This window comes from Acinetobacter sp. AS5 (assembly GCF_048957595.1).
Taxonomy (GTDB): domain Bacteria; phylum Pseudomonadota; class Gammaproteobacteria; order Pseudomonadales; family Moraxellaceae; genus Acinetobacter.
Window position 1 is genome coordinate 64351 of sequence record NZ_JARDAL010000003.1, and the last position, 21623, is coordinate 85973.

Annotated in this window: 15 protein-coding genes; 4 read left to right on the forward strand and 11 right to left on the reverse strand. The window is 43.3% G+C overall.

Annotation, left to right across the window (positions count from 1 at the left end; all coding sequences use genetic code 11):
* Positions 1 to 22: 22 nt before the first annotated feature.
* Both PV763_RS02215 and PV763_RS02220 read left to right on the forward strand, forming a co-directional pair.
* On the forward strand, positions 23 to 1288 hold the full coding sequence (locus PV763_RS02215) for a DcaP family trimeric outer membrane transporter (RefSeq protein WP_420937298.1): 1266 nt from the start codon (positions 23 to 25) through the stop codon (positions 1286 to 1288).
* Between the two features lie 17 nt (positions 1289 to 1305).
* A complete protein-coding gene (locus PV763_RS02220) occupies positions 1306 to 2505 on the forward strand; it encodes an MFS transporter (RefSeq protein WP_224215830.1) in 1200 nt (399 codons plus the stop codon).
* A gap of 175 nt (positions 2506 to 2680) precedes the next feature.
* On the opposite strand, the gene PV763_RS02225 is transcribed toward PV763_RS02220, so the two are convergent.
* The 6 genes from PV763_RS02225 to PV763_RS02250 form a co-directional block, all read right to left on the reverse strand.
* On the reverse strand, positions 2681 to 5260 hold the full coding sequence (locus tag PV763_RS02225; protein WP_420937299.1) for an EAL domain-containing protein: 2580 nt from the start codon (positions 5258 to 5260) through the stop codon (positions 2681 to 2683).
* Between the two features lie 238 nt (positions 5261 to 5498).
* A complete protein-coding gene (locus tag PV763_RS02230; protein ID WP_086044822.1) occupies positions 5499 to 6158 on the reverse strand; it encodes a 3-oxoacid CoA-transferase subunit B in 660 nt (219 codons plus the stop codon).
* A complete protein-coding gene (locus PV763_RS02235) occupies positions 6158 to 6829 on the reverse strand; it encodes a 3-oxoacid CoA-transferase subunit A (protein ID WP_004730985.1) in 672 nt (223 codons plus the stop codon). The genes PV763_RS02230 and PV763_RS02235 overlap by 1 nt, the downstream gene beginning before the upstream one ends.
* A gap of 40 nt (positions 6830 to 6869) precedes the next feature.
* Positions 6870 to 8150, reverse strand: coding sequence for an MFS transporter (locus PV763_RS02240; protein WP_004646972.1), 1281 nt, complete (start codon positions 8148 to 8150; stop codon positions 6870 to 6872).
* A gap of 254 nt (positions 8151 to 8404) precedes the next feature.
* On the reverse strand, positions 8405 to 9604 hold the full coding sequence (locus PV763_RS02245) for an acyl-CoA dehydrogenase (RefSeq protein WP_004646973.1): 1200 nt from the start codon (positions 9602 to 9604) through the stop codon (positions 8405 to 8407).
* Between the two features lie 31 nt (positions 9605 to 9635).
* Positions 9636 to 10790, reverse strand: coding sequence for an acyl-CoA dehydrogenase family protein (locus tag PV763_RS02250; protein WP_005100320.1), 1155 nt, complete (start codon positions 10788 to 10790; stop codon positions 9636 to 9638).
* 503 nt (positions 10791 to 11293) lie between these two features.
* Between PV763_RS02250 and PV763_RS02255 the strand changes: the two genes are divergently transcribed.
* Together PV763_RS02255 and PV763_RS02260 are read left to right on the forward strand one after the other, a co-directional pair.
* Positions 11294 to 12130, forward strand: coding sequence for an IclR family transcriptional regulator (locus PV763_RS02255; protein WP_004280319.1), 837 nt, complete (start codon positions 11294 to 11296; stop codon positions 12128 to 12130).
* Between the two features lie 223 nt (positions 12131 to 12353).
* Entirely contained in the window at positions 12354 to 14066 is a 1713-nt protein-coding gene (locus PV763_RS02260; RefSeq protein WP_420937300.1) for a 4Fe-4S dicluster domain-containing protein, read from the forward strand.
* A 316-nt stretch (positions 14067 to 14382) separates the two neighbouring features.
* On the opposite strand, the gene PV763_RS02265 is transcribed toward PV763_RS02260, so the two are convergent.
* From PV763_RS02265 to betI, 5 genes are all read right to left on the reverse strand, one after another.
* A complete protein-coding gene (locus PV763_RS02265; protein WP_420937301.1) occupies positions 14383 to 16584 on the reverse strand; it encodes an OsmC domain/YcaO domain-containing protein in 2202 nt (733 codons plus the stop codon).
* Positions 16585 to 16918: 334 nt separating this feature from the next.
* Positions 16919 to 17689, reverse strand: a complete 771-nt coding sequence (locus tag PV763_RS02270) for a hypothetical protein (protein WP_004646976.1) — start codon at positions 17687 to 17689, stop codon at positions 16919 to 16921.
* 129 nt (positions 17690 to 17818) lie between these two features.
* Complete coding sequence (gene betA / locus PV763_RS02275; RefSeq protein WP_420937302.1) at positions 17819 to 19474, reverse strand: choline dehydrogenase; 1656 nt, start codon at positions 19472 to 19474, stop codon at positions 17819 to 17821.
* Positions 19475 to 19485: 11 nt separating this feature from the next.
* Positions 19486 to 20961 carry a betaine-aldehyde dehydrogenase gene (betB, locus tag PV763_RS02280; protein WP_420937303.1) on the reverse strand — a complete coding sequence of 492 codons (1476 nt, stop codon included), beginning with the start codon at positions 20959 to 20961 and terminating at the stop codon, positions 19486 to 19488.
* A gap of 21 nt (positions 20962 to 20982) precedes the next feature.
* Complete coding sequence (gene betI, locus PV763_RS02285; protein ID WP_005266375.1) at positions 20983 to 21561, reverse strand: transcriptional regulator BetI; 579 nt, start codon at positions 21559 to 21561, stop codon at positions 20983 to 20985.
* Positions 21562 to 21623: the final 62 nt, after the last annotated feature.

The window sequence follows — 21623 nt, forward strand, 5'->3', positions numbered from 1 at the left end:
AAATTTCTTTAGGGATTAAGAAATGAAAAAATTAGTTTTAGCGACATTATGTGGTATTGCTTCAGCACAGGCATTTTCAGCAGAAGCTTCTGAAGACCGTATGCAATTTCTTGAGTCACAGTTAAAGCAAATCCAGGCAGAACTAGAACAACAAAAAGCCGCGCAACTTGCATTAAAGAACCAGCAGGAACAAGCCAAAGCGCAAGACTCTAAAACGCTGAGTTCAATGGTAGATAATGTCGATGTTTATGGTTTGATCCGCTTTGATGGTGCAGTCGATTTCAAAAGTACTCCTAAAGAACGTGGACGTACCATTAACCAGATTAATAAAGTACCTTTTACTGAACCGGATTCAGTCCGTTCCGATTTTACTGCGGCTGCCAGCCGGATTGGTTTCCTGGCCAAAGATCTAGGAGGCAATCCGAATGTTTCTGCTCGTTTAGAAGCCGACTTCTGGACCAACAATGGTAAAGGCGATGGTGGATTACGTATCCGTCATGCACACTTAAAATACTATAACTGGACGTTTGGTCAGGCCTGGTCATTGATGTCAACACCAGAGATTAGCACTGAAGCTGTCGACTACAGCTTGTTCCTGGGTGGATCAGTCTTACGTACACCTCAGGTGAGCTATGCTTTCAAACTTGATCCGGAAAATACCTGGAATGTCGGTCTGGAGTACATGGCCGGTGGCGATCGTTCTTCTGCCTTACCTGCCTTAAGCACTAAATATGTTCATCAATCAGGCCCTCTTCATTTATTAGCTCAAGGCTTTGTCAATCAAAAGCAAGCGCAAACAGATACAGGTGATATTGAAAAAGTTGGCTGGGGTGTGGGCGTTGGTGGACGTTACCGTTTAGATGATCAAAACTCAATTCAGGGGAACTATTTCCATATGGTCGGTGATCAGCGTATTGCCGCTTTCTTGACTCAAGGATCAATAACTGATGGCGCTGCCTTGGGTGGAGATTATTCGGTTGATGCAGCCAATAATGAACTTTTACTGAATGAGTTCAATAGTATAAATATTGGCTTCACGCATAAATTTACGCCGAAACTACGGAGTAGTATTAATGCCAGCGTTGTTGATTTTGATGATTCCAGCGACTATGCACGCGCGAATCCTGAAACCAATAAGCGCTTAACCGACTATGTGGCTAACGTGATCTATTCTCCTGTTCCAAAGATTAATCTAGGTGCAGAATATCATCATGGCAAACGTGAAACCTTTGACAATAAGGAAGCAGATATTTCACGTATCAACTTCTCTGCCAACTATAGTTTTTAAAGCCTCAGGAGACAAGGATGTCAGCCCAAGGGCAAATTTCACGCCGTTTCATGTTCATGATGGCAATGACCTGCGCACTCTGCGCAGGTTGTAACTATTTTAACCAGCCCCTGATTTATTCTATTGCAGAGGATCTGCAAATCAGTGTGGCTCAGTCTGGCTGGACTGTAGTACTGACCCAGATTGGCTATGCCACCGGATTATTTTTGTTTGTCCCTCTGGGTGATTTGTTTGAAAAACGGCTGTATATCTGTAGTTTGATGTTGTGTACCGGACTGGCGCTTATTGGGCTTTCAGCCAGTACCAATCTGCATATGTTGTATGGCTTTACCCTGCTCGCCTCTTTTTGTTCGATTACCACCCAGATTCTGATTCCTTTTGCCGCCAGCCTGTCGCAACGTGATAAAAGTGCCGAAGTCGTTGGCCTGCTCATGAGTGGTGTTCTGGTTGGTATTCTGTTTGCCCGTACCGTGGCCGGACTGATTTCTACTTTATGGTCCTGGCATGCGGTATACCTATTTAGTGGTTGTGCAATTCTTCTGCTAAGTCTGGCCATGTGGTTCCAGTTGCCGAGTGCCAAGAGCCAGTTACAGATGAATATATTGCAAATTTATCGCTCACTATTTACCTTTGCCCGAACAGAACCCATGTTGATCAGGCGTAGTATGATCGGCGGCTTGGGCTTTGGCATGCTGAGTATTATCTTTACTACCATGACTTTTATTCTGGCTGAAGCACCTTATCATTTTAACGATTTCCAGATTGGCCTCATGGGCATTGTGGGAGTGGTCGGCATCTGGTCCTCTCAGTGGACCGGTAAAATGATTGGCAGGCATCGGGAAAAATGGATTGCGCACCTAGCCACATGTGGACTGATTCTGGCCTGGATTCCCTTATTCTTTGCCCAAAATTATTTATGGATTTATATCCTGGGCTTGATTCTGGCTTATTTCGGAATTTCCTGTTTGCATGTCCTGAACCAGAATCTAGTCTATCGAATTTCAATGCAGGCTCGCTCGCGGATTAATGCCATCTATATGACCTGTTATTTTTCAGGTGCTGGTCTGGGAGCATTTTTATCGCTGCATTTATGGAAAAGCTATGGCTGGTCTGCCTGTGTCATTTTAGGTTTTATTTTTGCCGTGTTGATCTTTGTGATTAACTATTATGATTTAAACCAAGAAAGAAATTTAGCCAATATTCAGCCTGAGCCTTAGATACTGTTAAAAACCTTTGGGGGTTAAAAAGCTTATTTTTTTATCCCGCTTTCTGTACCAAGTGCAAATTCTAAAGATGATACGCTCATAAAATAGGAAAATTCTTTAGACCTGTTTATCATTGTCTTTCTATCTGAAAAGCGGTTGAAAATATTGATATCTTAACTTTTTAGAGTTAATTCAATTTACTATTTTCCATTGCGAGATAAACAGGCTTCAATTCAGTTAAAGGCGCAGGTTTTGCATAAAAGAAGCCTTGTAGCAGATCACAACCCTGTTGATAGAGCAAACTGGCCTGACTTAAAGTTTCGACCCCTTCCGCGACAACTTCCAAATCCAGCTGATGTGCCAAGTGAATAATCGATTGCACAATTGCAGCATCCTGACCATCGAGGGTCAGTTCTTCAATAAAACTACGGTCTAACTTGATTTGATTAATCGGCAAGCGACGCAGATAACTGAGACTCGAATAACCTGTACCAAAATCATCAATGGCAACCTGTACACCTAAAGCACGTACTGCTTTCAAAATTTCTATCGTTCGATCTGCACCATTAATGATGACACCTTCCGTAATTTCAATTTTAAGTAATTCCGGCGGTAATTGACTGAGTTCAAGCGCATGTTCAAGTACCTGCAAAAAGCCTGCTCTACGGAATTGCAAAGGAGAAATATTCACCGATACTGTGATCTGGCTATTGTGCGTCTTGTTCCACTCCGCAATATCTAGACAGGCCTTTTCCAATACCCATTGACCTACGCTAATAATTTGCCCGGTTCTTTCTGCAAGTGGAATAAAAATCGCTGGGGAAATATAACCCTGCTGTGGATGGCACCAACGGATTAAAGCTTCTACACCTGTTACCAGTCCAGTTTCAGGATGAATCAACGGCTGATAGAACAGGTCAAAATTTTCCTGATTGATCGCTTCCATGAGTTCCAGACGCAGATTAGTATAGTCTATTTCTGCGACAGGCTGCATTCTGGTTTTTTCATACCACTGCCACATATTACGACCTTGTCTTTTGGCTTCCTGCATCGCCAAAACAGACTGATAAATCAATTCAGAAGAATGATGAATCGAACTGTCATCTGCCACAATACCAATGCTGGCACTTAAATGTATTTTGTACTGATCGACGATAAACAGCATGGAAAGAAGATCAAGAATTTCTCCAGCAATCACCTCGACTTCAGTGTGCTCATCTGTCCCTGAGAGCAGCAAAATGAATTCATCTTCAGCGAAGCGGCATAGCACATTATTGCCTTGAACAAATTTTTGCAGCCGCTCGCCCACACTTTTGAGAATCTGGTCACCCACCAGATGACCTAAGCTGTCATTTATATTTTTAAAATCATCCAGATCTATATACAGCAAGACTAAAGGTTGTGAGCTCTCGTGCTGTGCTTCAAAAATATTTTCCAGAATCTGTTTGAATGCATGCTGGTTCGGTAAACCGGTTAAATGATCATGAGTATGCTGATGCTGAATATATTCTTCGTGAATACGTTGCTGAGTAATATCTTCCTGAATCCCCAAAAAATGGGTGCAGGTTCCTGTCTGGTCAAAAATAGGACCTAGGGTTAAACGATTCCAGAACCAGCTGCCATCTTTACAGTAACTTTTTATAGTTACCTGAATTTCTTTTTGTTCTTTAACTGCTTGCTTGAGTAATGCAATCTGATCCGGATCAGTATCTGGACCCTGTAAGAAAAAGCAGCTTTGCCCTAGTACTTCTGCTGCCGTATAACCGGTGAGCTTTAGAAAAGCTGGATTCACATACACCATTAGCCTTTCTTCAGAGACATCGGTAATAAAAAGACTATTCGGACTAGCCTCTACCCCACGTTTTAATAATCGTAGAGACTCCTTGTTTTCACGCGATACAGTAATATCTCGGGCAATGCCAATAATAACGGTGACTTTCTGATTTTGAATAATCGGTAAATTGGTCAGATCCAGCCATAAGATATCGCCTGCAACATTATAAATTGGAAGTTCATAATGTTGAGATTTACCTTGCGCTGCTTCTGAAAATGAAACATTCGCAAGTTCATGGAATTCGGGCGGTATGAAGGCACAATAGTGCTGACCATGAATTTGCGCTTTAGAAAAACCTGTAATTTCTTCGCAAGCAATATTGGTATTAAGCACATGTCCCTGCAGGTCAAGTTCAAAAATAATATCTGGATGATAGGTATAAAATGAGCTGTATTTTTCATTAAGCTCATGTCTTTTTTGACGTTCCTGATCAAGCTCGATTGCGAGGGCAACTAATTTTGCCGCTTGCTGTAAAAGCTGAATATGAGGTTCAGTCGGTATTTTGGGTGTTCGATAATAGGTGGCAAACGTTCCGTATAGAATATCTGAAGCATTAATAATCGGCATAGACCAGCAGCTAGACAATTTTTCTGCATTTACCAAAGCACGGTAAGACTGCCAGTTTGGGTCTTTCATTAAATTCGGACTAATGACCAACTGACGTAAGAAAGCAGCTACGCCACACGATCCTTGATTTGGCCCAATTTTCAAATCTTGAATAGCATTACAGTACTCTTTTGAAAAGTGCTGTTTGCCACTTATAACATTTAAAGTTTGGGTGTCATCCTGATAGAGCATAATGGTGACAAGCGCATCTGGAATGCGCGATTCAAGCCACTGGCTAATGACATCGAGGATAGGCTTAAGTTCAGTATGGCGACCAATCAGATTAAAAATATGAAAAATTTCTTGATCATCACAATTATTATTCATTCAGACTATCACCTTCCTTAGCTTGTTAACATTTTAGACTTATTATTAAAATAATCATTAGCAAAAGTTTGTATTTATATCTTTAAAATACGGAAATACGGAAATACGGAAATACGGAAATACGGAAATACGGTCAATATTACGTGTATTTGATAATAATTCTAAAATTTAAAAATCACAGCCGAAGCTGTGATCTAAAACTATACTTTTACTTAATCAGAATATTGCGGACTTATTTTTAGGCTGCTTGTTGACGACTGTCCACTAATTTACAGCCTGTCTGCTGTTGTAATTCTTCAAAGCTTAAGCCATCCACTATTTCAATAACCTGAGCTTGTCGGTCTTTTAATTCAATCACACACAAATCAGTATAAATACGGTTGACACAATGTTTACCTGTTAGAGGATAAGTCAGTTCTTCAACAATTTTTGCCTCACCGTTTTTGGTCACATGTTCCATGCAAACATAGACACAGCGAGCACCCACTGCCAGATCCATCGCACCGCCTACAGCAGGTACAGCATCAGCATTACCGGTATGCCAGTTCGCCAGATCACCATTAATAGCGACCTGAAAAGCCCCCATGATACAGATATCCAGATGCCCGCCTCGCATGATATCGAAAGAGTCGGCAGAATTCATAAAACTGCCACCTTGCAACATGCTTACGAGTTCTTTGCCGGCGTTAATCAGATCATCATCTGCCTGTTCAGGATCACTCAATGCAGCAAAACCTAAAACGCCATTTTCCGAGTGTAGAATTACTCCTTGTTCAGGTTTTAAATAACCTGCTACGCGTGTCGGTAAACCAATACCCAAATTTACAAAAGAGCCGGTTGGAATGTCTTGTGCAACTTTAGCTACAATCTGTTCACGACTACGTTTTTGAATATTCATTATTTAATATCTCCAACCTTGACCACATGCTGTACAAAAATTCCTGGCGTTACAATGATCTCTGGATCAAGTTCTCCCAGTTCCACAACTTGATGGACTTGTGCAATGGTGGTTTTTGCTGCTTTGGCCATGATCGGACCAAAATTCCGTGCTGCCTTACGGTAGGTCAAGTTGCCCCACTGATCTGCCTGATTGGCATAAACCAAGGCATAATCAGCATGTATCGGATATTCCAGCACATAATCTTTTCCATTGATATTACGGGTTTCTTTACCCTCAGCTATTTTGGTACCAAAACCGGTTGGAGTAAAAACAGCTCCTAAGCCTGCACCGGCTGCCTGAATACGGCAGGCCAGATTGCCTTGTGGCACCAGTTCCAGCTCAACTTTTCCGGCTTTATACAGATCTTCAAAGACGGTTGAGTTATTGGCTCGTGGAAATGAACAGATCATTTTTTTAACCAGTCCAGACAACAGCAGATTGGTTAGACCACGATCTCCAGAAGCTGCATTGTTGTTAATAATGGTTAAGTCTCTAGGACCAAAGTCAATTAATGCTTCGATTAATTCTACCGGCTGACCTGCCAGGCCAAAACCACTGGTCATAATGTGTGCACCATCAGGAATTTGCTTAAGTACCGTCTCGATATCCTGCGTGATTTTATTCATCATATTGCTTCCTAGCATGTTCTATCTATATTACGAGTGCAGATTAATCTGCCTTTTGTGGATCAAATAAGCGGTCTTTAATAAAGAAAGCGGGTATCAGGCCGCAAAGAAAATAGGCAATGCCCATAATCAGTAAGCCGGTACCAATTGAGCCTCCTTGAGCAAAATAGCCAATGGTAAGAGGTGCAAACACCGCACCCAGTCGGCCTACGTTATATGCCCCACCCACTGCTGTTCCACGCACTTTGGTGGAGAAGCTTTCTGTCATGTAAGTCGCATTAATACCGTATGGAATACCATAGAGAAAACCGAAAAATAACATCAGCCAGAGGATATTATCCGGCGTATTACCAAAGACAATCACAGGGATAAAAATTGCAGTACCCATAGTGCCGAAAGCAAATACCGCACGACGGCCAATCCGGTCAGCGATAAAACCAGCAATAACTTTGGTACACATCATGATCAGGAAAGTCCCGATCATATACATGGTCATTTCTTTAAACTTGATTCCCAGATCAGTCTCTAAATACGCCGGTAGCCAGTTGCTGACTCCATAATAGCCAAACTGTAAAAATGCGGTACTGAAGGACCAGAGGATAAACATGCGACGGCTAAGTGCATCTTCAAAAATCATTTTAAAAGTATTTTTTGGTTTTTCCTGCAGAATACCACTGGCTTTTGCATCCAGGCGTGCTTTACGCGCATCTAACCAGGCTTTCGGCTCAGGCACCAAGAAGTACATCGCGAAGGCCAGTACAATTGGAATAATGGCAATATAATAGAGGTATCGCCAGCCAAATTCAGGCAATAGCCATCCAGCCAGAACAGTTGCGACCACCGAGCCTAAAGTCCAGCCAGTCATAAGCGTTGCCAATACTGTAGAGCGATATTTGGTGGGTACATACTCTGCCATGAGTGTGTTACAGGCAATATATAGAGCACCTAGTCCAATCGCAGACGTAAAGCGCAGCCATTTGAACTGATCATAACTTTCTACGAATCCTAACCAGAAGGTTAATGAAGAAAATAATGCAATGGCAATGACGATCACACGAACCCGGCCAAAACGGTCACAAGCCCAGCCACCAAAAAAACCGCCGATAGCCATGCCTGCAAGCGTCCAGCTCCCTAAGGCACCGGCCTGCATATTACTTAATGAAAACTCTTGTTTCAGACTGGTCAGACTGTAGGCTAATAACGCAATATCAGCACCATCAACCAATAATGCTAAAAATGAGAAAATAAAGGCCAGAATCCAGACTCTTTGCTTGGGTTCGTTTCCACCTTCCACTGGGTGTTGTTGTGAACTGATCGTATCCATAATGCTCTTTCTACTTTTCGGCACTCCTGTGCCTTTTTAAAACGCATATTTCACTTAATTATTTAGGTGAAATATAGAATATTCGCTGATCATTACCACGCTTTAGCAAGGTGGTATAAAATGATTTTCAAAGTTCTTGATAAATTTTCTCTGCAGAAATCACGTAGCAATACATTGAATGATGTGATTAAGCACAATTCTTAAACCCGTAAAACAATCTAGCCAGCAATGCTGGCTAGAAGTTGATGTCAGGTTTAGTTGCAAAAGGCTGCAATTCCGGTTTGTGCACGACCTAAAATCAGGGCATGTACATCATGGGTACCTTCATAGGTATTTACCACTTCCAGATTAACCAGATGACGGGCTACACCGAATTCATCGCTAATGCCATTTCCACCCATCATGTCACGGGCCAAACGGGCAATATCCAGTGCCTTGCCGCAGTTGTTGCGCTTGATCAGTGATGTACCTTCAACTGAAGCAATGCCTTCATCCTTCATGCGGCCAAAACGTAAAGCCACCTGCAAACCGAGTGCAATTTCAGTTTGCATATCTGCCAGTTTCTTCTGGATCAGCTGATTCGCAGCGAGTGGTCGACCAAACTGTTTACGGTCCATGGTGTATTGATGTGCGGTATGCCAGCAGAACTCTGCAGCTCCCATGGCACCCCAGGCAATCCCGTAACGTGCACTATTCAAGCAGGTAAAAGGCCCTTTTAAACCGCGAACTTCCGGAAATGCATTTTCTTCTGGAACAAAGACGTTATCCATTACAATTTCACCGGTGATTGAGGCACGTAGACCCACCTTGCCGTGAATCGTTGGAGCAGAAAGCCCTTCCCAGCCTTTTTCTAAAATAAAGCCACGAATGTCACCGATATTACCTTCGGCAGAAACTTCTTTGGCCCAAACTACAAATACATCGGCAATCGGACTATTGGTAATCCACATTTTTGCGCCAGTTAAACGGTAACCACCCTCGACTTTTTTAGCACGGCTAATCATGCTGCCCGGATCCGAACCATGATCCGGCTCGGTCAAGCCGAAGCAACCAATATATTCACCGGTTGCTAATTTTGGTAAATACTTCTGCTTTTGCTCTTCAGAACCAAATTCATTAATGGGTACCATCACCAGAGAGCTTTGTACGCTGGCCATTGAACGGTAACCTGAATCGACACGTTCAACTTCACGAGCAATCAGACCATAACTGACATAATTTAAACCTGCACCGCCGTACTGTTCCGGAATGGTTGGACCGAGTAAACCCAGTTCTCCCATTTCACGGAAAATAGCCGGATCGGTTTTTTCATGACGGAACTGTTCCAGTACACGCGGCATCAGTTTGTCTTGACAGTACGCTGCCGCTGCATCGCGAATCATGCGCTCTTCTGATGTCAGTTGCTGTTCTATTAAAAACGGGTCTTGCCAATCAAATCTAATTTTTGTCGTCATTTTAATATTTCCTTATTTTAAAATTATGAGATTAGGCGGTTGCTTGTTTAATCATTTCACGCGCAATAATAATTTGCTGGATTTGTGTGGTTCCTTCATATAAACGGAACAGACGCACATCACGGTAGAAACGTTCAATTGAATATTCACTGATATAACCCGCTCCACCATGAATCTGCAAACAGCGATCAGCAACTCGACCACACATTTCAGTTGCAAACATTTTGGCACAAGAGGCTTCAGTCGTAACATTTTGGCCAGCATCACGTAGACGCGCAGCATCCAGAACCATACATTTGGCTGCATAAATCTCGGCTTTGGAGTCTGCCAACATACCCTGGATCAGCTGGAAATTCGCAATGGGCTGACCAAACTGTTTGCGTTCCACTGCATAGTTAAGTGCGTCTTCCAGCATACGCTCAGCCATGCCGACGCTATAACCAGCAATGTGCAGACGGCCCTTATCCAGAACGCGCATTGCTGTTTTAAAGCCGATCCCTTCTACACCGCCAATCAGCTGATCTTTATGCACTTTACAGTTATCAAAAATTACATCACAGGTATAGGAACCATGTTGGCCCATTTTCTTGTCAATTTTACCTAGGCTTAAACCAGGTGTACCTGCTTCAACTAGAAATGCTGAAATACCGCTCGCACCTTTAATCTCTTGATTGGTACGTGCCATCACGGTAAATGTCGTGGCACGTGGTGCATTGGTGATAAAGCGTTTAGTTCCATTTAAAATATAATAATCGCCGTCTTTGACAGCGCTGGTTTTTAAAGCAGCAGCGTCTGAGCCGGAATCTGGTTCAGTCAAACAGAATGAACCAATAATTTCGCCCGTTGCATAACGCGGTAAATATTTCTGTTTTTGTTCTTCTGTACCGTCGATAATGATGCCACTTGAGCCAATGCCGTTGTTAGTACCAATTAAAGAGCGGAAGGCAGCCGATGTCTGACCCAACTCCATCGCGACCAGAATTTCTTCTTCCATGGTAATGCCTAAACCGCCATATTCTTCTGGAATCGTCAGGCCAAACAAGCCCAGCTCTTTCATCTGTTCCACAATATGTTCAGGAATGGCATTGTTCTCTTCTACTTCATGCTCAAGAGGCACCAGTTCATTTTTTACAAAATCGCGAATCGTTGACAGAAGTTGGTCTAGCATTTCCGGATCACGAATCATATGAATCTCCATGGATATAATTTAGGTAAATTCCTTTACCCTTATTTTTGTTTCGTATTACGAAATAAATAATCATATAAAATCATTTTGAGCAAGTAAAATTATTAAAAATTTTATTTTTTAAACAAAAAATGAAATTTCTCTGGTATTCCAGTTGATTTGTGTTTAAGATTTAATTTCACGATACGAAATATTTTAATGAATGATTGTTTTATTTATCAGTTTTTTTGAATAGATAATTAAACCTTTTTTCTTGCTGTAATACTTATCGATCCCTGACTCTTTCGGAGAAATCGAAACTTCTTAAATGTGTGGGCTACGTATTAAACCTAAAAAACTAGATGATTTCATATTGTCTTTAAACTTGGGTAACAGGATTCTTTCCGACCACAAATAATTTCGGTACTATTTCCTATATTTTATCTTTTATAGAAGTGTTTTATTTTGTATCGTGAAATTATATTGTTATCATATTTACTAATTTAACCTTAATTGCCTTGAACATGACAAAAAATAAAACTGGTGAAATTCCCAATTTCGACGAAATCCGTTTAGATCCGATTTCACATATTCATAGAGAAAACAATCCTCAATTTATTGCATCTATTGCGCGTGGATTGGAAATCTTGCGTTGCTTTTCAGCGACCAATCAATTGCTTGGTAATCAGGAAATTGCACAATTAACCAATTTGCCTAAGCCAACTGTAGCTCGTATTACCAGCACCCTGGTTTCTTTAGGTTATTTAAAACAACTGCCGAATACCACGAAATATCTGCTGGATGTTGGCGTATTGGCTTTAGGCTATGCAGCTTTAAGTAATATTTCTGCACGTACTCAGGCTTATCCGTTTATGGAAGAAATGTCACGCTATTCCCAAGCCCCTGTGGCAATGGCTACCCGTGACCGTTTGAGCATGATTTATCTGGAAGTGGTACATACAGAATCGACGCTGACCATGCGCCGCCCTGTCGGTTCGACTTTACCGATTCATAGTAGTGCCATGGGACGTGCCTGTCTGGCAGCGATGGATGTAAAGGAACGCGAATATTTATTTGATGCCATCAAGAAAAGAAACGAAGATCAGTGGCCAACCATCAAGCGTAATCTGGAACGTGCAATCCGTGATTATCAGGATTATGGCTACTGTCTGTCTTTAGGTGACTGGGCTAAGGATGTGAATTCCGTGGCAGTTCCGTTGGTTCACCCCAAACATGGGATATTAACGTTTAACTGTGGTGCCCCAAGTTATCTGTTAAATCAGGAAAAACTGGAAAATGAAATTGGACCGCGTCTGATTCACATGGTGAATAATATTGCAATGAATCTCAATAACATATAAAAAATTAATTATCAGAGCGACATTAAGTCGCTCTTTTATTGAATACCCAATCTACACATCTTCTTCCTTTATCCAGAATTCTCAGCAAACCTTTTTAATGCTGCGAAATAGATAAGATTTAAAAAAGATAGATTCCTATTCCAAATAAAAAGATCAAAAATAAGCTTCATAACCGATTTAGATAATGCTATAAATATCGTATAGCGAAATTGGATTTTATATTATGGAAGATATAACAAGAGAATCGATGGAGTTTGACGTCGTCATCGTAGGCGCAGGCCCTGCGGGTCTTTCTGCTGCGATCAAAATCCGTCAACTTGCAATTGAAAACAACTTAAACGATTTGTCCGTTTGTGTCGTAGAAAAAGGCTCCGAAGTCGGTGCACATATTCTGTCTGGTGCTGTGCTTGAACCGCGTGCCATGAATGAACTGTTCCCGGACTGGAAAGAACAGGGTGCCCCGCTGAATGTCCCGGTGACTGAAGATAAAACCTTCTTCCTGCTTTCAGATGAAAAATCACAGGAAGCACCACACTGGATGGTGCCTAAAACCATGCACAATGATGGCAACTATGTCATCTCGCTCGGCAACTTGGTGCGCTGGTTAGGCCAGAAAGCCGAAGAACTGGAAGTGTCAATCTTCCCGGGCTTTGCCGCATCCGAGATTCTGTATCATGCCGATGGCACGGTAAAAGGCATCCAGACCGGTGACATGGGTATCGGTAAAGATGGCGAACCAACGCATAACTTTACCCCGGGTTATGAACTGCATGCCAAATACACAATTTTCGCTGAAGGCTGCCGTGGTCATCTTGGTAAGCGCCTGATCCAGAAATTCAACCTGGACAAGGATGCGGATCCACAACATTACGGCATCGGCATTAAAGAGCTTTGGGAAATCGATCCTGCCAAGCACAAACCGGGTCTGGTGATGCACGGTGCCGGCTGGCCGCTTTCTGAAACCGGTTCTTCAGGCGGCTGGTGGCTGTACCATGCCGAGAACAACCAGGTGACCCTGGGCATGATTGTGGATCTGTCTTATACCAACCCGCATATGTATCCATTTATGGAAATGCAGCGCTGGAAAACCCATCCATTAATTAAGCAATATCTGGAAGGTGGTAAGCGTATTTCTTATGGTGCGCGTGCTGTGACCAAAGGTGGCTTTAACTCATTACCAAAATTCACTTTCCCGGGTGGCTCGTTAATTGGGGATGATGCCGGCTTCCTGAACTTTGCCAAGATCAAGGGTTCTCATACGGCGATGAAATCCGGCATGCTCTGCGGTGAAGCGGTGTTTGAAGCGATTGCTGCTGGTGTAGAAAAAGGCGGTGATCTGGCGGTGGCGCGTGTTATAGAGGGCGAAGATTTCTTTGTGAAAGAACTCACCGCATATACCGACAAGTTCAACAACAGCTGGTTAAAAGAAGAGTTATACAACTCGCGTAACTTTGGCCCGGCAATGCACAAATTCGGTCAATGGATCGGTGGTGCCTTTAACTTTATCGACCAGAACGTGTTTAAAGTGCCATTTACCCTGCACGATCTGGTTCAGGATCATGCTGCGTTGAAAACCCAGGCGGCTGAAAGCTTCAAGCCAAACTATCCAAAACCGGATGGCAAGCTGACCTTTGACCGTCTGTCTTCAGTGTTTGTATCGAATACCGTGCATGAAGAAAACCAGCCAGCGCATCTGAAACTCACCGATGCTTCAATTCCGGTGGAAGTGAACCTGCCGAAATGGGATGAGCCTGCACAGCGTTACTGCCCGGCAGGTGTTTATGAAATCATGGAAAATAATGACGGTTCGAAACGCTTCCAGATCAATGCAGCCAACTGTGTGCACTGCAAGACCTGTGACATTAAGGACCCTTCCCAGAACATCACCTGGGTGACACCGGAAGGTGGTGGTGGTCCGAATTACCCGAATATGTAAGGTAGTTCCTGTGAATGAGAAAAATACATCTATTTCTTACATTCACATACCCAATCTTGAAGCAGTTAGTATTAACACTTCACTTTAATTTTTTAGGTAATTCCAGTTCCCTCGGGAGCTGGGATTAATAAATTTTCAAATAGAAAAATAGAAAAATAGAAAAATAGAAAAATAGAAAAATAGAAAAATAGAAAAATAGAAAAATAGAAAAGATTGCATATAGGGTCAGAGATAAAAATGGCCTACTCGAAACCGAGTAAGCCATTTTTTAAGATTTAAAACAAATGACGAAAAATTTTAGTCATTCTTCTATGGATTATTGCTGAGCCACAAACTCGGCACGCGCTGCATGCAATTTCTTATAGCTGTCAATTAAACGTAAATGACGGTCCAGTCCTTCAAGCTGCATATTGGTTTCGGTCAAACCATAGAAACGAACTGTGCCTTCGATTGAACCTAGAACGGCATCCATACGGGCATCACCAAACATACGGCGGAAGTTGTGCTCATAATCATCCAGTTCCATTTCATCATCCAGAATGACTTCCAGAACGACATTCATGCACTGGTAGAACAGGCCACGTTCAACGGTATTGGTATTGAACTGCAGGAACTGCTCAACCAGATCTTTGGCTTCTTCAAATTGCTGCAAAGCCACATAAATCAGTAGTTTCAGTTCAAGAATAGTGAGTTGGCCCCATTCAGTATTTTCATCGAACTCGATACCGATCAAGGTTTTGATTTCGGTATAGTCATCCTCATCTGCTTCTTCCAGACGCTCAACCAATGCTTCCAATTGTTCATCATCCAGACGGTGCAGATTCAGGATATCTTCACGATATAACAAAGCCTTGTTGGTATTGTCCCAAACCAGATCTTCTACCAGATAAATTTCCGAATAGCCCGGTACCAGAATACGGCAAGCTGTTGCACCTAGATGCTGATACACCGCCATATAAACTTCATGGCCCATGTCTTCCAGAATCGTGAATAATTCCTGAGCTTCGTCCGCATTCGAATTTTGACCGTTATTAGTGAAATCCCACTCGACAAAATCATAATCTGATTTCGCGCTGAAGAAACGCCAAGACACTACACCGCTCGAGTCGATGAAATGCTCGACGAAGTTATTTGGTTCAGTCACGGCATTACTGCTAAAGGTTGGTTTTGGCAGATCATTCAGACCTTCAAAACTACGGCCTTGCAATAACTCAGTCAGACTGCGTTCTAATGCCACTTCAAAGTTAGGATGGGCACCGAATGAGGCAAATACACCGCCAGTACGCGGGTTCATCAGGGTGACACACATGACCGGGAACTGACCGCCTAAAGATGCATCTTTGACCAGAACCGGGAAGCCCTGTTCTTCTAGGCCTTTAATGCCTTCAACAATTTTTGGATATTTTGCCAGAACATGTTCAGGCACATCCGGTAGTGCCAGTTCACCTTCCAGAATTTCGCGTTTAACAGCACGCTCGAAAATTTCAGACAGACATTGTACTTGCGCTTCAGCCAAGGTATTGCCGGCGCTCATCCCGTTACTTAAGTAAAGGTTTTCGATTAGATTTGATGGGAAATAAACGGTTTCACCATCAGATTGACGTACAAATGGCAGTGAGCAGATGCCACGTGCTTTATTACCAGAGTTGGTATCATAAAGATGGATACCCAATAATTCATCTTCAGGATCATAAATTTCACGGGTATGTTCATCTAAAACTTCTGCAGGTAGTTCGCCATTCAGACCTGGCTGGAACCATTTTTCATCTGGATAATGCACAAATTCGGCATTGGCAATATCCTCACCCCAGAACTGGTCGTTATAGAAGAAGTTACAGTTCAGACGCTCAATAAATTCACCCAAAGCAGATGCCAGCGCACTTTCTTTGGTCGAACCTTTACCGTTGGTAAAGCACATTGGCGACTGCGCATCACGAATATGCAATGACCAGACATTCGGCACGATATTACGCCAAGACGCAATTTCAATCTTCATGCCGAGGCCTGCCAGAATGGCAGACATATTGGCAATGGTTTCTTCCAGCGGCAGGTCTTTACCTGGAATGAAAGTTGTATGATCAGAAGCCAGACTTGGCATCAATAAAGCTTGAGCATCCGCATCAATGCTTTCCACTTCTTCAATGACAAATTCAGGACCGGTTTGAATTACTTTCTTGACAGTACAACGATCAATCGAACGTAAAATCCCTTGGCGGTCTTTTTCAGAAATATCAGCCGGCAGTTCCACCTGAATTTTAAAAATCTGTTTATAGCGGTTTTCAGGATCAACAATATTGTTTTGCGAAAGGCGGATATTATCAGTCGGAATGTCACGTGCTGCGCAATAGACTTTGACAAAATAAGCCGCACAAAGTGCTGATGACGCCAGAAAATAATCGAATGGGCCGGGTGCCGAACCATCGCCTTTATAGCGGATCGGCTGATCGGCAATCACCGTGAAGTCATCGAACTTGGCTTCCTGGCGAAGATTATCGAGATAATTGACCTTAATTTCCATGTGGATACCTAAATATTCTTATGTGCCGTCACGGACAGATAAGATGCTGAATCTGAATATACAAGCCGGTTCACGGAGGAGAACTTGAATGAAAAATAGAAAATGGTCAGGTTATACCATTTGACGAAGTGTCTGGATAACGCTGCCGAGAATGGGCGCTATTATAGAATTATTTTATGAAATTGATAATATTTGTCTGAAATTCTGGCAGATTAAACCAGATCCTCAGTCTTTCCTGAGCTGCCGGAGCATGAATCAACTTCAAGTCATGGCTTATACTATTAATCAAAGTTGCAGATAAGGCAGATTTTCACCTGCCTAGTCTGAGATAACTTTAGAAATCATAACTCAGTGCAAATACTGCAAGATTACGCTGCTTGTCATCATAGCGGTCATAACCGCCAAAGATATATTCACCTGACACACTCAACTGCGGTAAAAGCGCATAACTGAGTCCGGCAGAAGCATAACGAAAGGCAAACTGCTTTTCAGTATCGCCCAGTTCACCGCCTTCGTATTTGCCTTCATCGTTAAAATAGCTCCCCGCTGCCGTAACGCTGGCATTGAGGCGATCATTTAACTGGTGGCTCAGGTTAAGCGTGTAAAAAGTATCGCCCTGATTGGCATAAGCCACATCATACAGATAAGTCGATACGCTGGCGCCGATACTGGTCTGATCATTCAATGCACGGCTTACATTTAAACCTAGCTCATTTCCAGTGGTGTTCTCACCGCCCGGATAATAATAGGTCGCATTCCATAAATCCCAATCATAATTTTCGCTGCTATAGGTATAACCCACCAGAAAATCATGCTCGAATTTATCTGAACGATGTCCCTGACGCCCCTGCACTTCTGCATAAGAGTATCCAAGCGTAGATCCCCAATATCCGACATAAAAATTGCCATAAGCCAGATTCAATGCAGCCTGTACAGCAACGTCATCATTTTCAGGTGCATTGGTCAAACCGCGGGAGACGTATTTGGAGACCACACTCAAGTTTCCGCTTGCTTCTATTTGTTTTACTTCCGCATCATCGGCATAACAGTAAAAACTTGAAACAGCAGCACAGCCAAACAGCACTGTTTGATTGAATATTTTCATAAAATATAAATTGTATTAAGCAAAGCCGGAGATAAAACGACAGCAGTCGAGGTTTTATCTCCGTTTTGGGGAAAAAATTGAAATTCGTTTTACTCCTGCTTTGCCAGATGACAGGAATAAAACCATGATTTAAGCGCGAGGCGCCTTGTAAAAAGGTGCCGATGAAGGCGCAAGAGCAGGTTTGCCACGAATATGGTCTGCCAGTTTTTCAGCGATCATAATCGTAGTTGCATTGAGGTTACCGGTAATGATCAAAGGCATTATCGAGGCATCAATCACACGCAGACCCTGCATTTCATGTACGCGTCCATAACCATCGACAACCGCCATGTCATCCTCACCCATTTTACAGCTACACGATGGATGATACGCGGTTTCTGCATGATTACGAACAAATTCATCAATTTCAGCATCTGTTTGTAGATGTTTTCCCGGACTGATTTCTTCACCACGATAGGGATCCAATGCCGGCTGATGCATAATTTCCCGGGTAATCCGGATGGCATCGCGGAATTCACGCCAGTCCTGTTCGGTACTCATATAATTAAACAGAATACTTGGATGCTCAAACGGATCTTTGGATTTCAGACGGATACGACCTCGTGACGGCGAACGCATAGAGCCCACATGAGCCTGAAAACCATGTTCATGAATGGCATTGGTGCCATTATAATTAATCGCCACAGGCAGGAAATGATACTGGATATTGGGCCAGTCAAATTCGTCTGAAGAGCGGATAAAACCACCGGCTTCAAACTGGTTGCTGGCTCCAATACCTTTTCCTAAAAATAACCATTCTGCGCCAATCATGGGCTGGTTATACCATTTTAATGCTGGGTATAAGCTGACCGGTTTTTTGCACTTATATTGTAAGTACATTTCCAGATGGTCTTGCAGGTTTTCACCCACACCCGGCAGGTCCTGAACCACCGGAATATCCAGACTTTTTAACAATTCAGCCGGACCTACACCAGAGCGTTGCAGGATTTGTGGAGATGCAATTGCACCTGCACATAGTAGAACTTCACGATCCGCAAAGACCTGAATCGGCTGTAAGGTATTTTGACCTTCAAAATATTCTACGCCAATTGCCTGATTACGATTAAACAGAATCCGGTTGGTCATAGCGTGGGTAATAATCGTGAGATTATCCCGGTCTTTGGCCATATCCAGATAACCACGTGCCGTACTGGAACGACGGCCTTGCGGCGTTACGGTACGGTCCATCGGTCCAAAACCTTCCTGCTGATAGCCATTCAGGTCATCAGTACGTGGATAACCGGCCTGTACACCTGCCTCGACCATGGCATGGAACAGTTCACTATTGCCATTTTTAGGTGTTGCGACCGAAACCGGTCCAGAATCACCATGATAATCATTGCCGCCAATATCGCGCGTTTCAGCTTTTTTATAATACGGCAGACATTCAGCATAGCTCCAGTGTTCTAGCCCCTTCAGGCTGGCCCACTGTTCCAGATCCATAGCATTACCACGAATGTAACACATGCCGTTAATTAATGAAGAACCGCCCAGACCCTTGCCGCGCCCGCACTCCATACGACGGTTATTCATATGTGGTTCAGGATCGGTCAGATAGGCCCAGTTATAGCGTCGTCCCTGTAATGGATAAGCTAATGCAGCCGGCATTTGTGTTCTGAAATCTAGACGATAATCTGGTCCACCCGCTTCCAGCAACAGGACCTTTACATCCGGATCTTCAGTTAAACGCGCTGCGAGTACATTTCCTGCCGAACCTGCACCGATAATAATATAGTCGTAATTCATCCAATCCTCCCTTATGCGCTAAATACAGATTGGAAAGGGCTAAGTTCAACTTGCACTGACTTGGTCTGGGTATATTGCTGTAGCGTGACAATACCATTTTCGCGACCAACACCTGAATGTTTATAGCCACCAACTGGCATTTCTGCCGGTGATTCGCCCCAAGTATTAATCCAGCAAATGCCGGCTTCGATTTGATGAATAATACGATGCGCACGTGCCAGATTCGGTGTCACGACACCAGCTGCCAGACCATACTCGGTGTCATTGGCTCGACGAATCGCCTCTTCTTCTGAGTCATAACTTAGAATACTCATGACCGGACCAAATATTTCGTCACGGACAATCGTCATGTCGTCACGGCAATCGGTAAATACCGTTGGTAGCACATAAGCGCCTTGGGCAAATTGCTCATCTTCGGCACGGCCACCACCACAAAGTAAACGAGCGCCTTCTTTTTTGCCCTGTTCGATATAATCCAGCACTTTTTCCATATGAGAGAAGCTGGACACTGGACCAAAATTGGTCTCAGGATCAAGTGGATCTCCCATACGGATATAAGGAATACGCTGCAGAATCTTTTCTTCGAATTCGGCTTTCAAGGCTAAAGGTACAAATACACGGGTACCATTGGTACAGACCTGACCGGAACTATAGAAGTTAGCCATCATGGCAATATCTGCCGCCAGATCCAGATCGGCATCTTCACAGATAATCAGCGGGGATTTTCCACCCAGCTCCATGGTGACTTCTTTCAGACTGGAATTCGCAGCTTGGGCCATGACTTTTTTGCCGGTCGCGACACCACCGGTAAATGAAACTTTGGCTATGTCCGGATGTGAAGTCAGATAACCACCAATTTCACCACTACCGGTCACCACATTAAATACACCATGCGGCACACCTGCTTCTGTATAAATTTCTGCCAGTTTTAGCGCAGTTAATGGCGTCACTTCACTGGCTTTAAAGATCATGGCATTGCCTGCAGCCAGTGCAGGTGCCGATTTCCATAAGGCGATTTGAATCGGGTAATTCCATGCACCAATCCCGGCAACCACACCTAAAGGTTCACGGCGGGTATAGACAAACGAACTGCTTCTGAGCGGGATTTGCTGGCCTTCTAATGCTGGTAAAATACCTGCATAGTATTCGAGTACATCTGCACCTGTCGCAATATCGACGGTGGATGTTTCACTAAAGGCTTTACCACTGTCGAGACTTTCTAAACGCGCCAGCTCGTCATTACGTTCACGGAGGATGGCAACAGCCTTGTTCAAAATACGGGAACGTTGAATCGCCGTCATTTCTGCCCAGACTTTTTGTCCTTGTTGTGCCGATTCAACAGCGCGATCGATATCTTTTCGCGTACATACCTGCACGTCTGCCAGAATTTCGCCTGTTGCAGGATTAATCGTTTGAAACGTGCTATTGGACGTTGCATCGACATATTGTCCATGAATATAAGGACGTTGCAGTTTGAATGTTGTCAATGGAATTTCCTCGCAGGTGGGTTATTTGAGTTGTTGCCGGATATATTCACTACACAGTTCAATCGGCAGTTCTGGGTCAATTTCGCCATTTACCAAAGCACCTCTTAACCAGAATCCATCAATCAATGCTGCCAAACCTTGAGCGGCTTTCTCTGCCTGGTCTTTATTCAACTTTTTCATGAATTCATATTTAAGGTTGGAATGTAAGCGGTAATGATTGATCTGCTGTAACCGATGTAACTCAGGTTGATGCAAACTGCTAGCCCAGAACGCCAACCAGACTTTCATGGCCGCCTTGTCGGTTTGTGGAGCAGCAAAATTACCACGTACGATCGCCAGTAAGCGCTGCTCCGGTAAGTCATCAACCTGTATCTTTATCTGTGCAACAGATTTACCCAATTGCTGCAATAAGTAACGCATTGTGGCTTCAATCAAGCCATTTTTACCTCGAAAGTAATGACTTATGATGCCGGTTGAGACACCTGCTCTCTGGGCAATCTGACTAATTGAAGCTTCTGCAAAACCTAGCTCATTCACTGCAGCTAAGGTGGCATCGATCAGTTGCTGACGACGGATCGGTTGCATACCAACTTTGGGCATAGGACTAACCTGAATAACGGATGTAACAATAAAAAATCACTCTGCTAAAGCAAATAGCTGAA

Coding starts and splice junctions, on each gene's coding strand:
- PV763_RS02215 (WP_420937298.1), top strand. CDS start 23: ATGAAAAAATTAGTTTTAGCGACATTATGTGGTATTGCTTCAGCACAG.
- PV763_RS02220 (WP_224215830.1), top strand. CDS start 1,306: ATGTCAGCCCAAGGGCAAATTTCACGCCGTTTCATGTTCATGATGGCA.
- PV763_RS02225 (WP_420937299.1), bottom strand. CDS start 5,260: ATGAATAATAATTGTGATGATCAAGAAATTTTTCATATTTTTAATCTG.
- PV763_RS02230 (WP_086044822.1), bottom strand. CDS start 6,158: ATGAATATTCAAAAACGTAGTCGTGAACAGATTGTAGCTAAAGTTGCA.
- PV763_RS02235 (WP_004730985.1), bottom strand. CDS start 6,829: ATGATGAATAAAATCACGCAGGATATCGAGACGGTACTTAAGCAAATT.
- PV763_RS02240 (WP_004646972.1), bottom strand. CDS start 8,150: ATGGATACGATCAGTTCACAACAACACCCAGTGGAAGGTGGAAACGAA.
- PV763_RS02245 (WP_004646973.1), bottom strand. CDS start 9,604: ATGACGACAAAAATTAGATTTGATTGGCAAGACCCGTTTTTAATAGAA.
- PV763_RS02250 (WP_005100320.1), bottom strand. CDS start 10,790: ATGATTCGTGATCCGGAAATGCTAGACCAACTTCTGTCAACGATTCGC.
- PV763_RS02255 (WP_004280319.1), top strand. CDS start 11,294: ATGACAAAAAATAAAACTGGTGAAATTCCCAATTTCGACGAAATCCGT.
- PV763_RS02260 (WP_420937300.1), top strand. CDS start 12,354: ATGGAAGATATAACAAGAGAATCGATGGAGTTTGACGTCGTCATCGTA.
- PV763_RS02265 (WP_420937301.1), bottom strand. CDS start 16,584: ATGGAAATTAAGGTCAATTATCTCGATAATCTTCGCCAGGAAGCCAAG.
- PV763_RS02270 (WP_004646976.1), bottom strand. CDS start 17,689: ATGAAAATATTCAATCAAACAGTGCTGTTTGGCTGTGCTGCTGTTTCA.
- betA (WP_420937302.1), bottom strand. CDS start 19,474: ATGAATTACGACTATATTATTATCGGTGCAGGTTCGGCAGGAAATGTA.
- betI (WP_005266375.1), bottom strand. CDS start 21,561: ATGCCCAAAGTTGGTATGCAACCGATCCGTCGTCAGCAACTGATCGAT.